Source organism: Nocardia sp. NPDC056064 (assembly GCF_042266925.1).
GTDB lineage: Bacteria > Actinomycetota > Actinomycetes > Mycobacteriales > Mycobacteriaceae > Nocardia.
Genome location: NZ_JBHJWO010000001.1, coordinates 3,701,452 through 3,715,095, shown reverse-complemented (window position 1 = coordinate 3,715,095; position 13,644 = coordinate 3,701,452). Strand labels below are relative to the sequence as shown.

General features: G+C 69.4%; 14 protein-coding genes. 4 read left to right on the top strand and 10 right to left on the bottom strand.

Annotated elements, in window-relative coordinates; genetic code table 11:
* Positions 1-57: 57 nt before the first annotated feature.
* From ACFC06_RS17190 to ACFC06_RS17175, 4 genes are all read right to left on the bottom strand, one after another.
* A complete protein-coding gene (locus ACFC06_RS17190) occupies positions 58-2,367 on the bottom strand; it encodes a transglycosylase domain-containing protein (RefSeq protein WP_375931722.1) in 2,310 nt (769 codons plus the stop codon).
* Positions 2,368-2,479: 112 nt separating this feature from the next.
* Positions 2,480-3,286 (bottom strand): carbohydrate ABC transporter permease, encoded by an 807-nt coding sequence (locus tag ACFC06_RS17185; RefSeq protein ID WP_375935555.1) that lies wholly within the window; start codon positions 3,284-3,286, stop codon positions 2,480-2,482.
* Positions 3,287-3,378: 92 nt separating this feature from the next.
* Positions 3,379-4,356 carry a carbohydrate ABC transporter permease gene (locus ACFC06_RS17180; RefSeq protein ID WP_375931719.1) on the bottom strand — a complete coding sequence of 326 codons (978 nt, stop codon included), beginning with the start codon at positions 4,354-4,356 and terminating at the stop codon, positions 3,379-3,381.
* Positions 4,357-4,399: 43 nt separating this feature from the next.
* Positions 4,400-5,683 carry an ABC transporter substrate-binding protein gene (locus tag ACFC06_RS17175; RefSeq protein WP_375931716.1) on the bottom strand — a complete coding sequence of 428 codons (1,284 nt, stop codon included), beginning with the start codon at positions 5,681-5,683 and terminating at the stop codon, positions 4,400-4,402.
* A gap of 322 nt (positions 5,684-6,005) precedes the next feature.
* Here ACFC06_RS17175 and ACFC06_RS17170 point away from each other — a divergent pair, with 322 nt between their 5' ends.
* Positions 6,006-6,803 carry a DUF2786 domain-containing protein gene (locus ACFC06_RS17170; RefSeq protein WP_375935553.1) on the top strand — a complete coding sequence of 266 codons (798 nt, stop codon included), beginning with the start codon at positions 6,006-6,008 and terminating at the stop codon, positions 6,801-6,803.
* Complete coding sequence (locus ACFC06_RS17165; RefSeq protein ID WP_375931713.1) at positions 6,800-7,318, top strand: TIGR04338 family metallohydrolase; 519 nt, start codon at positions 6,800-6,802, stop codon at positions 7,316-7,318. The genes ACFC06_RS17170 and ACFC06_RS17165 overlap by 4 nt, the downstream gene beginning before the upstream one ends.
* Positions 7,319-7,327: 9 nt before the next feature.
* Here the strand turns inward: ACFC06_RS17165 and ACFC06_RS17160 are convergent, their stop codons facing one another.
* Genes ACFC06_RS17160 through ACFC06_RS17145 form a run of 4 tightly spaced genes read right to left on the bottom strand, consistent with a single transcriptional unit; the run spans position 7,328 to position 10,392 of the window.
* Positions 7,328-7,750, bottom strand: a complete 423-nt coding sequence (locus ACFC06_RS17160; RefSeq protein WP_375931710.1) for an organic hydroperoxide resistance protein — start codon at positions 7,748-7,750, stop codon at positions 7,328-7,330.
* Between the two features lie 8 nt (positions 7,751-7,758).
* Positions 7,759-8,190 (bottom strand): MarR family winged helix-turn-helix transcriptional regulator, encoded by a 432-nt coding sequence (locus ACFC06_RS17155; RefSeq protein ID WP_375931707.1) that lies wholly within the window; start codon positions 8,188-8,190, stop codon positions 7,759-7,761.
* Between the two features lie 46 nt (positions 8,191-8,236).
* Positions 8,237-9,199 carry an o-succinylbenzoate synthase gene (locus tag ACFC06_RS17150; protein WP_375931704.1) on the bottom strand — a complete coding sequence of 321 codons (963 nt, stop codon included), beginning with the start codon at positions 9,197-9,199 and terminating at the stop codon, positions 8,237-8,239.
* Between the two features lie 23 nt (positions 9,200-9,222).
* Complete coding sequence (locus ACFC06_RS17145) at positions 9,223-10,392, bottom strand: thiolase family protein (RefSeq protein WP_375931701.1); 1,170 nt, start codon at positions 10,390-10,392, stop codon at positions 9,223-9,225.
* 93 nt (positions 10,393-10,485) lie between these two features.
* On the opposite strand from ACFC06_RS17145, the gene ACFC06_RS17140 reads away from it, so the two are divergent.
* Complete coding sequence (locus ACFC06_RS17140) at positions 10,486-10,989, top strand: winged helix-turn-helix transcriptional regulator (protein WP_375931698.1); 504 nt, start codon at positions 10,486-10,488, stop codon at positions 10,987-10,989.
* A gap of 36 nt (positions 10,990-11,025) precedes the next feature.
* On the opposite strand, the gene ACFC06_RS17135 is transcribed toward ACFC06_RS17140, so the two are convergent.
* Positions 11,026-12,108 carry an ABC transporter ATP-binding protein gene (locus ACFC06_RS17135; RefSeq protein WP_375931695.1) on the bottom strand — a complete coding sequence of 361 codons (1,083 nt, stop codon included), beginning with the start codon at positions 12,106-12,108 and terminating at the stop codon, positions 11,026-11,028.
* Positions 12,109-12,255: 147 nt separating this feature from the next.
* Between ACFC06_RS17135 and ACFC06_RS17130 the strand changes: the two genes are divergently transcribed.
* Positions 12,256-13,050 (top strand): LLM class F420-dependent oxidoreductase, encoded by a 795-nt coding sequence (locus ACFC06_RS17130; protein ID WP_375931692.1) that lies wholly within the window; start codon positions 12,256-12,258, stop codon positions 13,048-13,050.
* Between the two features lies 1 nt (position 13,051).
* On the opposite strand, the gene ACFC06_RS17125 is transcribed toward ACFC06_RS17130, so the two are convergent.
* The gene (locus ACFC06_RS17125; RefSeq protein WP_375931689.1) at positions 13,052-13,573 is read right to left on the bottom strand and encodes a hypothetical protein; all 522 of its coding nucleotides are present in this window, start codon (positions 13,571-13,573) and stop codon (positions 13,052-13,054) included.
* Between the last annotated feature and the right edge of the window lie 71 nt (positions 13,574-13,644).

The window sequence follows — 13,644 nt, the reverse complement described above, 5'->3', positions numbered from 1 at the left end:
GGCCAACGATGTTGCCATGTCCGCTCGAGCGCGGGGTCCCGGTGGCCAATCCGTGATCTACCGACCCCCGCCGCCGAGGCCGGGGAAGAGTTCTCCTTGCTGTTCCGGCTGCGGCGCGGGCGGAATGATGATCACCGGAGGCGCGGTACGCGGCGCGGAGGTGGGCGGGTCGAACAGGCCGGGCGTCGAGGTCGGCGGGGTCACCGGGTCGGTGATGCCGGGCCCGGCCGCCGGTGGGGTGATGATCAGTGGCGGCGGGCTGCGCCTGCTGGTCGGCGGATTGAGGATGTCGTAGTCGCCGCCGGTGCGCGAGGGCGCCGGGCCGGTCGGATTGCCCAGCGGCGGCACCTCGAACTGCTCGACCGGTGTTCCGGCCAGGGCGGTGTCCATCACCTGCTTCCAGATGTCGGAGGGCAGGCCGGAGCCGTAGATCGCGCCGCCACCGCCGGTGCGCAGCGGCTGCGGCTGCTCGGTGCCCACCCACACCGCCGTCGACAGCGAGGGCGTGTAGCCGATCATCCAGGCGTCCTTGTTGTCCTTGCTCTCGCCCAGCTGGGTGGTGCCGGTCTTGGCCGCCGACGGCCTGCCCTCGGCCAGGCCGTGCCCGTTGGAGTAGTTGGCGATGGGCAGCATGGCCTGGGTGGTGTTGTCGGCGATGCTCGCGGGGATGCGCTGCTCGGGCTCGGGCACCCCGCGCCCGACCCCGTAGTCCGCCCCGCGATCCAGCAGCACCGTGCCGTCACCCTTGGTGACCCGCTCGACGAAATACGGCTGCCGGTAGACACCGCGATCGGCCAGCGTCGCGTACGCGGAGGCCATGTCGATCGGACGGACCAGGTACTGGCCCAGCACGATCCCGTTCAGCGGCGGACCACCCGCCTCGGTGAGCGTCTCGTGCTCGAGTCCCGGAATGTTCTCCGGGATGCCTGCCAGGTGGGCGGCCTGGGCGATCGAGCGTGGCCCGTCGGCCATGGTCATGGTGAGCCGGTAGAAACTGGTGTTCAGCGAGCGCTTGAGCGCCTCGGTCAGCGGGCACTGCCCGCAGGAATCGCCGCTGTCGTTGGTGATCTCGGTGCCGCGGTCGCGGATCGGGGAACTGTCGATCGCCCTGGTCACCGGGATGCCCTGCTGCTGGGCGGCCACGAGCGCGAAAACCTTGAACGAGGAACCGGTTTGCAGTGGCGCGTTCGCGAAATCGAAGCCGGTGCCGTCCTCGCCGCCGTAATAGGCGCGCACCGCGCCGCTGCGTGGGTCGATCGAGACCACCGCGGCGCGCAGTTGCGGTGGCTGCCAGGACAATCGCTCGCGCACCGAGTCCACCGCGCCGGCCTGGGCGGCGGCGTCGATGGTGGTGGTGATCTGGAGGGCGCCGGTGTTGATATCGGAGTCGGTGAGGCCCGCGGCGCGCAGTTCGCGCAGCACCTGGGTGCGGATGTGGCCCTCGGGCCCGAGCGCGGTGGGTTCGGCGGGCAGGTCGGCCAGCGGCAGGATCGTCGGGAACTCGGTGGCGTCGCGGTCGCCCGGGGCGAGCACGTTCATCTCCACCATGCCGTCGAGGACGTACTGCCAGCGCGCCCGCAGCTGGTCGAAGTGGGTTTCCGGGTCGAGCACCGAGGGCGAGCGGATCACCGCGGCCAGTACCGCGCCCTCACCGAGACTCAGTTCCGGCACCGGTTTGCCGAAGTACGCCTTGGCCGCCGCGGCGATGCCGTAGGCGCCGCGCCCGAAGTAGATGGTGTTGAGGTAGGCGGCGAGGATGTCTTCCTTGCTCCACTGCCGCGCCATCTTCGCCGCGATGATCAGCTCACGCATCTTGCGGGTGACGGTGCGCTCGGAACTCAGGAAGGCGTTCTTCACGTACTGCTGGGTGATCGTGGAACCACCGCCCGCGTTGTCGTTGCCCAGCACATTGTCGCGGGCCGCGCGCAGGAAGCCGCTGGTGGAGTAGCCGGGATTGGTGTAGAAATTGCGGTCCTCGGCGGCGAGCACCGCGTCACGCACCGGAATCGGCACGTCGGTCAGCGGGATCGGTATCCGGTTGCCCTTGGGCGGAATGAATTTGGTGAGCTCGGTGGTGCCGTCGGAGGCCAGCACGGTGGCCGGTTGCTCCACGGCGACCTCGGCCGGTTCCGGGATCTCCGCACTCCAGTAGATCGCCGCGAACAGCAGCGTCGGCACGCAGAAGAAGATGATGAACAGCGCCAGCAGCAGCCGCCGGATGCGTTGCGCCCTGGTGCGCGGTGGACGGGTGGGCGGCCGCGGATCGTCGTCGTAGGGATCGACGGAGGCCAATCGGGCGGCCTGCGCGCGCCGGGCGGCCCCTTTGCGTGGCTGGCCGCGTGCTGCACCGTCGGAGGCCACGACCATCCCCTTCCCGCGCGAGGAGAACACCTGTCCAGCAATGCAGGCGACTCTACCCGGCGCGGACCGCCGAACCCGGGAACCGCGAGGGGGGCGGCGACCGTGCCGCCCCCGGCCGTCAGCTCTTGACGCCGCCCGCGGTGAGCCCGGAGATGATCCGGCGCTGGAAGATCAGCACCATGATCACCAGCGGCACCGTGACGATCACGCCCGCCGCCATGATCGCCGCGTACGGCTGCACCAGCGGGTCGTTGCCGGAGAAACTGGCGATGGCCACGGTCACCGGCCGGGTGTCCTCACCCGAGAGCAGCCGGGCCAGCAGGTACTCGTTGACCGCGGCGATGAAGGCCAGGATCGCGGTGGTGAACACCGCGGGCGCGGCCAGCGGCAACATGATCAGCCGGAACGCCTGCGCCTTGCTCGCCCCGTCGATGCGCGCGGCTTCCTCGAGCTCCCACGGCAGTTCGGCGAAGAACGAGGCCAGGATGTAGACCGTCATCGGCAGCACGAAGGAGATGTTCGGGATGATCATCGCCTGGTACTCGCCGATCCAGCCCAGATCGGTGAACAGCTGGAACAGCGGCGTCACCAGCACCACGGCCGGGAACATCGACGCCGACAGGATCAGCCCCGACACCAGGTACTTGCCCGCGAAGGTCATCCGCGCCAGCGCGTAGGCCGCCAGCACACCGAGCACCAGCGCGATCACCGTGGTCGCCGACCCGATGATGACGGAGTTCAGCAGCGCCTTGCCGAAGTCGTTGCCACGACTGGTGTCGAAGGCGTTGCGGAAGTTCTCCAGCGTCAGATGCGTGGGCCAGGGCGTGGAGTCGAAGGTGTGTGCCGGGTCGCGGAAGGCCACCACGGTCATCCAGTAGAACGGGCCGAGGCCCCACACCAGCACGATCAGCACGCCCAGATACATCCGGACGGTTCCGAGGCGCTTGCGCCACGACACCGGCTGTACCGCGGGCGCTTCGGCCTGCACGGTCGGCTCTTTGGTCATCGAGATGCTCATCAGTTCGCCTTCCGCTGTTCTTCCTGGGTGCGAACAGCGTTGGCGCCCAGCACCTTCACCAGCACGAACGCGATGGCGAAGACCAGCAGGAAGGTGATCGTCGACAGCGCCGCCGCGCTGTTGGGACCCTGACGCACCTGATCGACCACCAGGATCGACAGCGTGCTCGTGGCCGGGTTGGCGCCGGTCATGATCGCGGGCAGGTCGTACATGCGCAGCGCGTCCATGGTGCGGAACAGCACCGCGACCAGCAGCGCGGGCTTGAGCAGCGGCAGCGTGATGTGCACGAACCGCTGCCACGCCGACGCGCCGTCGACCTTGGCCGCCTCGTACACGTCATTGGGGATCACCTGCAGGCCGGCCAGGATCAGCAGCGCCATGAACGGGGTGGTCTTCCAGACATCGGCGAAGATCACCGCGAACCGCGCGGCCCACGGGTCCGAGGTCCACAGGATGTGGGTGCCGAGAATCCGGTTCACCACACCGTCGTACTGGAACATGAACTCCCACAGCCGCGCGGTGACGGCCGTCGGGATCGCCCACGGGATCAGCACCGCCGCGCGCAGCAGCGCCCGGCCGCGGAAGGTCTTGCCCATCACGATGGCCATGCCGAGGCCGAGCACGGCCTCCAGCGACACGGTCACCACCGTGAAGAACAGGGTGACCCCGACCGCGGCCCAGAACTGCGAACCCAGCGTGCCGGTCGGGCACGACTCGGTGCCCGAGAGCGTCGCGCACTGCTGCAGCAGCCAGTGCGTGTAGTTGCTCAGCCCGGCGCTGCCGCCCTCGACGAACATGCCGGTGGCCGGGTCGATTCCGGCGTCCTTCTGAAAGGACATCCAGAGCGCCTGGAACACCGGATATCCGATGACCACCGCCAGTGCCACGAGCACCGGCGCGACGAACAGCCATGCCTTGCCGGATCGTCGCAGTTCCAGCGCAAGCCCGCGCTGCTTGGCTCCCGAAGGATCCGACACCGTTAACTACTCTCCTACGGTCTGGTCGGGTCCGCTGCCTGCGCTACGAACCGGAACCTGCGGTCTCGATTCCCTTTTGCATTCCGGCCACCGCGTCGTCGACCGACTTCGTGCCGTTGAGGGCAGCATAGGCGTTGTCCTGGATGGCCTTCGACACCGCGGGATAGAACGGAGTCACCGGACGCGGCACCGCGCTGGCGATGGATTCCTTGAGCGCGGGCAGGTACGGCATCTTGGCGATCAGGGCCGGGTCGTCGTAGAGCGAGGCGCGCACCGGCGGCAGGGCGCCGGAGGCGATGATCTGCTGGGCCTCTTCGCTGATCAGGAAGCGCACGAAATCGGCGGCGGTGGCCTTGTTCTTGGAGAACGCGCTGATCGCGGCGTTGTAGCCGCCCAGGGTCGAGGCGCCGACACCGGTGTTGCCGGGCAGCGGGGCCACGCCGAACTTGTCCTTCACCACCGAGGAATCGGCGTTGGCCTGGCCGTAGAGGTAGGGCCAGTTGCGCAGGAACAGCAGCTTGCCGGACTCGAACGCGCTGGCGCTCTCACCCTCCTTGAAGGTGATGGCTTCCTTGGGGATGTCACCGTTCTTGTAGGCGTCGACGAGGACCTTCAGGCCCGCCTTCGACTCCGGGCTGTTCACGGTCGGGGTCTTGCCGTCGGCGCCGACGAAGCTGCCGCCGTAGGCGTTGATGATCTCGGCGGTGTTCACCGTCAGGCCCTCGTAGGGGAACAGCTGACCGGCGTAGCAGCCGATGTTGTTCTCCTTGGCCACCGGGCACTGACCGAGCATCTCGCTCCAGGTCTTCGGCGGGGTGGGCACCAGGTCCTTGCGGTAGTACAGCAGGCCACCGTTGGTGTTCTTCGGCGCCGCGTACAGCTTGCCGTTGTAGGTGGCGCTGGCCACGGTCGGCGCGAGCAGCGGCGCGGTGTCGATCGCGAAGCTGTCCTCGAGCGGCTGGATCCAGCCCTTCGCCGCGAACTCCGCGGTGTTCGGCACATCGAGGGCGACCACGTCGTAGCCGTCCTGCTTGGCGCGGAAGTGCTCGGCCAGATCGTCGTGCTGCTGGGTGCCGTCGGCCGACTGCTCCTTGAAGGTCACCTGCTCGTCCGGATGCGCGGCGTTCCAGCGATCGATGAGCTGGCGGACCACACCGGTCTCGGTGGTGTCCTTGCCCTCCACGTAGGTGATCGGGCCACGGCCGGTCAGATTCTGGCCCAGCGCGTTGCCCCCGTCGTCGCTGGAGCAGGCGGTCGCGAACGACGCGGTCAGCAAGGCGATCGAGGCAGCAGCCATCGCCGCTCGGGGGACAAACTTCAAGGCCATCGCAGACACTCCAGGGTAGAGACAGTGAGCAGCAGCACACCATGCGGTGCAACAGGCAACATACAGTATTTGTGGCGGCGCGGGCGCCGCGTTGTTCGCGGCCCCTGGGGGGCCGCCGGTCAGGCACCGCGGCTTGCTCCTTCGTCGCGTACGCCGCGGCGCCTGACCGGCGGCCCGGCCGCGAACCGCCGCTTCGCGGCGATCCCTCCTCGGGGTCGGGATGTGGTGGTCGGGTGTGCTTGTTATGGCGGGATCGGGTTTGTCGGGGTGGTGACCTACCCTCGGTGGGGTGACCACTGGATCGCCTGCCGGGCCGGACCGGATGCTCACCCGGATCGGGGGTTTGCTGCGCAAGGCCGAGTCCACCGACAACGCGCACGAGGCCGAGGCGTTCCTGGCGGCGGCGCAGCGGTTGGCCACGAAGTCTTCCATCGATCTGGCGGTGGCGCGCTCGCACGTCACGCAGCGGGAGCGCAGGTCGGCGCCGGTGCAGCGGATCGTCCCGATCGGGGAGCCGGGTCGTAAGGGGCTGCGGACCTATGTGCAGCTGTTCGTCGCCATCGCGACCGCCAATGATGTGCGCTGCGATGTCGCCCGCAGCTCCGCGCAGGTCTACGCCTACGGGTTCGCCGCCGATATCGACACCTGCGAGGCGCTCTACGCGAGCTTGCTGATCCAGATGGTGCGGGCCTCGGATCACTACATCAAGTCCGGTGCCTATCGCGAGGCGACGGTGGTCAAGGTGGTCACCGAGAAGCGGCTCGGGCGCACCGTGCGGCGCAAGGTCGAAGCGCCGGTCGCGGGGGTCACCGCCCGGCTGAACTTCCAGATGGCCTTCGCCGCGCGGGTCGGTGCCCGGCTGGCGCAGGTGAAGGCCGAGGTCGTGGCCGAGGAATCCGTCGCGGTCTCGACCGGCACCGCGCTGGCCTTGCGTGACAAAGAAGTGGCCCTCACCGATTTCTACACCGCCACCTCCGAAGCCCGCGGCACCTGGCGCGGCCCGCAGACCTCCACCGGTCACTCCGCTGCCGCTCGGCGGGCTGGTGACCGGGCGGGACGATCGGCGCGACTGGGCACGTCACCGGAGCTGCCCGCGGCCAAGGGAAAGCTCGGCCGGTGAGCCCCGCCGGCGCCCGCGACACCCAGCGGGCGAAGGTCTACGACGCGGAGCAGTTGGTGCGCGGGGTATTCGACCGCGCGGACGAATCCGGCCATCGCGGTATCGATGTATACGGCTCGCACTTGACGCTGCCCGTCGAGCGGAAATTCGCGTCGGTCGAATCGGTGCAGTCCTATGCCGACAGAGTGCTGGCCTTGAATTGGGTGCGCGCGCGATGGGACCGCGCGGCGGAACCGATTCTGGTCCGCGCCCGGTCGGGTGCCTCGGCGGCGCACTACGAGCCGGAGGCTGCGGTCATGGCTGTTCCGCTGCACACCGGCTCGCGTGCCTGGGCCCTGCGCGAGCTGGTCGTTCTGCACGAACTCGCCCACCATCTGGCCCCGCCCGCTGGCGAGGCGCCGCACGGTCCCGAATTCTGTACCCGCTACCTGGAATTGGTCGACAGTGTGATCGGCCCCGAAGCCGCCCTGCTCATCCGGGCGACATTCTCCGGCTGCGGCGTCCGTTTCGGCTGACCGCGGCGATCAGTCCTCGGCGACGCGGACCTCGACCTGGATATTGCCGCGGGTGGCATTGGAATACGGGCACACCTGGTGGGCCTGGTCGGCCAGCGCCTGCGCGTCCTCGCGGGACAGATGCGGCAGCGAGACCTCCAGGGTGACGGCGAGCTCGAAGCCGCCCTTGTCGTTCGGCCCGATCGAAACCTGGGCGCCGACAGCCGAATCCGCGATATTCGCGCCCGCCTTCTTGCCGACCAGGCGCAGCGCGGAGTGGAAGCAGGCCGCGTATCCGGCGGCGAAGAGCTGCTCGGGGTTGGTGCCGGCGCCGTCGCCGCCCATCTCCTTCGGCGGTGCCAGCACCACGTCGAGCTTGCCGTCGGTGGTGCGCGCGGTGCCGGTGCGGCCTTCGCCGCTGGCCAGGGCTTCGGCGGTGTAGAGGACCTGCATGGGAGCTCTCATTTCTCTGTGAGGGTGTCGGTGAGTTTGCGCAGCAGTGCGCGCAGGGCGACGACCTCCTCGCCGGACAACCCGGCGAGCTGGGCCATCTCGGCCGGGATCCGGCACGCCTCGGCGCGCACGGCCCGCCCGCGTTCGGTGAGCACGATGTCGACGCGCCGCTCATCGGCGGCCGCCCGCCTCCGCTCGACGTACCCCGTCGCCTCCAGCCGCTTGAGCAGCGGCGACAGAGTCCCCGAGTCCAGGTCGAGCGCCGTCCCGAGCTCGCCGACACTGCGTGCGTCGCGCTCCCAGAGCGCGAGCATCACCAGATACTGCGGATAGGTCAGCCCGAGCCGTTCCAGCTTGGGCCGGTAGACCGCCGTCATCGCCCGCGAGGCCGCGTACAGGGGGAAGCACAGCTGCTCGTCGAGGGTGAGTCCATCGGTCATGCCAACACGGTAGCGCACAACTAAGTTGTACACAACCTAATGCGGCTCACGTCTCGTCGAGCAGCGCGCGCACGCGTTCGTAGCGCCGCGACCACCAGTCGACCCGCTCGGGATCGGGGTGGCGGTACTTCTCCAGCAGGGCGGGGTCCGGTTCCGGCGGCACTGTGGGGACGGGGAGCCACCCGTCCACCGGCAGCAGGGACTCCGTGACGAGGTCGCCCTCGAACAGCGCGAGAGTGCCCAGCCCGCAGGCGAATTCGAGCGAGGGCAGCACACCGGCCAGCGCCAGCTGGGCCGCGAGACCGATACTGGTCTCCAGCGCCGACGACACAACTGTCGGCAACCCCGCCGCCTCGGCCACCGCGGCCGCCCGCCGCACCCCGCCCAGCGGCGTGCATTTCAGCACCGCCACATCGGCGGCTCCGGCCACCGCCACCCGCATCGGGTCCTCGGCCCGCCGGATCGACTCGTCGGCCGCGATCGGCACCGTCACCCGCCGCCGCACCTCGGCCAGCTCCTCGACGGTCGCGCACGGCTGCTCCACATACTGCAAACCGCCTGCGGCCCGGTCGAGCTCACCGATGTGCCGCACCGCCGTCGCCACATCCCACACCGCGTTCGCGTCGACCCGGATCGCCCCGTCCCCGATCGCCTCCCGCACCGCCGCCACCCGCGCGAGATCCTCACCCAGCGACTCCGGATGATCGGCGACCTTCACTTTCGCCGTAGCGCAACCGGATTCGCGAACGATCCGCGCCGCCCGCGCCGGATCCACCGCGGGCACCGTGCAATTCACCGGAATCCGGTCCCGCACCGGCGCGGGCCACCCGACCTCGGCCTGCTCCACCGCCGTCGCCAGCCACCCCGCCGCCTCCCGATCCCCGTACTCGGTGAACGCGCAGAACTCACCCCATCCCCGCGCCCCACGGATCAGCATCCCCTCGCGCACGGTGATCCCCCGAAACCGCGTACGCAGCGGAATCGCATAAACGAACGTATCGGCGCCCATCGCCCGATCGTACGAGGATGGATTCAGAGCCTTTCGTAGATGGTGGCGTTGGCCAGCCCGCCCGCTTCGCACATCGTCTGCAGGCCGTACCGCGCCTCACGCTGATGCAGCGCGTGTACCAGTGTCGTCGCCAACCGCGCACCGGAGGCGCCCAGCGGATGACCGAGCGCGATGGCCCCACCGTTGACATTGACCCGGCTCATGTCGGCACCGGTGTCCTGCGCCCAGGCCAGCACGACCGGCGAGAACGCCTCGTTGATCTCGACCAGGTCGATATCGGCCAGCGTCAACCCGGCCCGCCGCAGCACCTTCTCGGTCGCCGGAATCACCGCGGTGAGCATGAGCAGCGGGTCGTCCCCGGCGACGGCGAAACTGTGCACCCGGGCCAGCGGCCGCAGACCCAGCTGGGCGGCCCGCTCGCTGGTCATGATGAGCACCGCGGCGCTGCCGTCGCTGACCTGGCTGGCCGAGGCCGCGGTGATCTCCCAGCCGATCTGCGGGAACCGGGCCGCCATCGCGGGGTCGTAGTAGGCGGGCTTCAGCGCGCCCAGGGTGTCGAGGGTGCTGCCGGTGCGGATGCCCTCGTCGGCGGAAAGGCCGTGCAGCGGAGCGAGTTCGGCGGCGAAGAGGCCGTCCTTGGTAGCGCGGGCGGCCTTTTCGTGGCTGCCGAGCGCGAATTCGTCGAGCTGGGTGCGCGACAGACCCCAGCGCGCCGCGATCAGCTCGGCGCTGATGCCCTGCGGCACCAGGTCTTCGGGATAGCGCTCGGCGAACCCGACCCCGGAGATATCGGCCGCCCCGATGACATTGGCGCCCATGGGGACCCGTCCCATCGACTCCACTCCGGCGGCCACCACGATGTCGTAGGCGCCCGCGATCACGCCCTGCGCGGCGAAGTGGATCGCCTGCTGGCTGCTGCCGCACTGCCGGTCGACGGTGGTGGCAGGTACCGATTCGGGATACCCGGCGGCCAGTGCCGCGCGCCGGGTCATGTTCACCCCTTGCTCGCCCACCTGGGTGACCACCCCGCCGATCACGTCGTCGACCAGCGCGGGATCGATACCGCTGCGTTCGATCACCGCGCGCAGGCTGTGCGCGAGCAGGTCGACCGGGTGGACGTCGTGGAGTGCGCCGGTGGGCTTGCCCCGGCCGATGGGGGTGCGTACCGCTTCGACGATGACCGCGTCGCGCATGGGAGGAGTCCTTCCCTCTGGCTCAAGTGAACAATAGCCAGGATAGGCGCTAACTATCATCAACTCAAGTCAGAAATGGGTATGATGTCCGGTATGGCAGCCGTGATGGAAGGACCCCTGGCCGATCTGAACCGGTGGAACACCGAGGGCTGTTCCATCGCCAGAGCCATGGACCTGATCGGCACCCGCTCGGCGATGCTCATCCTGCGCGAGGCCTATTACGGCACCCGTCGCTTCGACGGCTTCGCCCGCCGCGTCGGCATCACCGACGCCGCCGCGGCCGCCCGGCTCCGCAAACTCACCGCGGCCGGACTCCTGGAGAAACGCCCCTACCAGGAGGAAGGCAAGCGCACCAGGAACGAATACGTGCTCACCACGATGGGCCGCGATCTGCTGCCCGCCGTGGTCGCGCTGTGGCAGTGGGGCGACACCTACCTGCAGCCCGGCCCGCCGCCGCTGCTGCGCGTCGACGCCGAGACCGGCGAGCCGGTCACCGTCGACCTGCGCACCACCGACGGCAAACCGGTCGACCTGGAACAGCTGACGGTGCGCGTCAACGAGGACTACCTGCGCGCCCGCAAACGCCCCGAAGGCTGACCCGGCCCACGGCGCATCGCCGCGGGCCGGACGTCCTCAGCGCAGCCGGGCGCCGGTCTCGGGATGGAAGAAGTACACGTGCTCGGGATCGGCGGTGAGCTCGAGCTGCTCGCCCTTGGCCGGGGGATTGCGCCAATCCACCCGCGCCACAATGGATTCCCCGGTCTGCCCGCTCGCGCCCTCGGACAGCGCGCGCCCGTAGACGTAGGCGTCGGAGCCGAGCTCCTCGACCACGTCCACCTCCATCCGCAGACCACCCGAACCCACCTCCAGGTGCTCCGGCCGGATACCGAGCACCACCGAACCCTCGGCCGCGTCCGCCGCCGCGCGCGGCACCTTGAACGGGGATCCACCGATGGTGACCGCGCCGTCGGTCACCGGCAGTGTGAACAGGTTCATCGCGGGCGAGCCCATGAACCCGGCCACGAACATGTTCGCCGGGTCGCGGTAGAGGTCGCGCGGTGACGCGCACTGCTGCAACAGCCCGTCCTTGAGCACGGCCACCCGGTCACCCATGGTCATCGCCTCGACCTGGTCGTGGGTCACATACACCGTGGTGGTGCCGAGGCGGCGCTGGAGCTGGGCGATCTGGGTGCGGGTCTGCACGCGCAGCTTGGCGTCGAGGTTCGACAGCGGCTCGTCCATCAGGAACACCTGCGGCTGGCGCACGATCGCGCGGCCCATCGCCACGCGCTGACGCTGACCGCCGGAGAGCGCCTTGGGCTTGCGGTCCAGGTACTGCTCGAGATCGAGCAGCTTGGCCGCCTCGAGCACCCGCTCGTCGCGTTCGGCCTTGGCCACCTTGGCCAGCTTCAGCGCGAAACCCATGTTCTCCGCCACCGACATGTGCGGGTAGAGCGCGTAGTTCTGGAACACCATCGCGATGTCGCGATCCTTGGGTTCGGCGTGGGTCACGTCGTCCTCGCCGATGAGGATGCGTCCGCCGTTGACCTCCTCGAGGCCCGCCAGCATGCGCAGCGAGGTGGATTTGCCGCAGCCCGACGGCCCGACGAGGACCAGGAACTCGCCGTCGGCGATCTCCAGGTCGAGGGCGTCGACGGCGGGTCGGTTCGCGCCGGCGTAGAGCCGGGTGGCGCGGTCGAAGGTCACGGTAGCCATGCGTAGATCAGTCATCCCATCCCGGCAGGAACGTGCCGGACGATCCGAGAACAGGGTCGCCGTGGATGGTAGCGGCCGACCGGAGCCGCTGCCCGTTTCCGGGTAGCCTCGAACACGGCCCACGCCCGCGAGTGCACAGGAGCACGGATGAGTCGTCGCGTTCGAATCGGAGTTCAGCTGCAACCCCAGCACGCCGCCGACTACGGCCGCATCCGCGACGCGGTGCTGCGCGCCGAGGACGCCGGGGTCGACATCGTCTTCAACTGGGACCATTTCTTCCCGCTCACCGGCGACCCGAACGGCCCGCATTTCGAGTGCTGGACCATGCTCGGCGCCTGGGCCGAACAGACCGAACGCGTCGAGCTCGGCGCCCTGGTCACCGGCGGCGGCTACCGCAATCCCGACCTGCTCGCCGACATGGCCCGCACCGTCGACCACATCAGCGGCGGCAGGCTCATCCTCGGCCTCGGCGCGGGCTGGTTCGAACGCGACTACGACGAGTACGGCTACGAATTCGGCACCCCCGGCACCCGCCTGGCCCTGCTCAAAGACAGCCTGGCCCGCATCTCCGCGCGCCTGGGCAAACTGAATCCGCCCCCGCTGCGCCAGATCCCGATCCTGATCGGCGGCAAGGGCGAGCGCAAAACCTTGCGCCTGGTCGCCGAATACGCCGACATCTGGCACTCCTTCTCCGACGTCGAATCCCTCGCCCACCGCAACCAGGTCCTGGCCACCCACGCCGCCGCCGCGGGCACCGACGAGTCCCGCATCGAACGCTCGGTGCAATGGCTCGGCCGCCCCGAAGCCGACGCCCTGCACGCCGCAGGCGTCACCCTCTTCACCGTCGGCGTCTCCGGCCCCGACTACGACCTCACCACCGTCCGCGAGGCCATCGACTGGCGCGACGGCGTAAACCCCGAACTACTCGAGGGCCTGGCCTGAGCTAGTCGTATTCCAGCCAGGTTTCGCGCTGGAAGTACTCGTCGTCGGCGTCATCGTCCTCGGGGGTCGGTGCGGAACGCGTCGTCGCGGGGGTGGTGTTCCAGCCGTGTTCAGCGGGCTGCGGCTGGGCCTGACCGGCGGTCTGCTGCTGTTGAGGTGACGGCGGCACCTGACCGAGCGCGTCGACGTACTCCTCGCGCCGGGCCCGCAGCCGTGGGTCGTTCTCGAGCCGCGCGACCGCCGCGATCACTGCCGCGCGCGACTCGGCCAGCGCCGCGGCATGCAGTCGGACGATCGTCGCGACGAGTGTGTCCGGGTCCAGGCGCCGCGCGGCATCGGTGAGCTGAACCGACTCCAGCGCACCGTCCGCGCCCACTCGCACGGTGGCGATATCTCCCCCGGCCGCGGCGCTGGCGGGCTGGTTCAGGCCGCTGTGCAGCCGCCCGATATCGGCGTCGAGTGGATCGAGCGCGCCGGTCATGTGATGCCTCCCCTGGTCGATCATCCCGTTCCGCAATGCCATCTATAGATGGCATCAGCCGGTCGATGCAATCTATAGTTGGCACGGTCGATTGCGGTGGGGCATGACGTTGA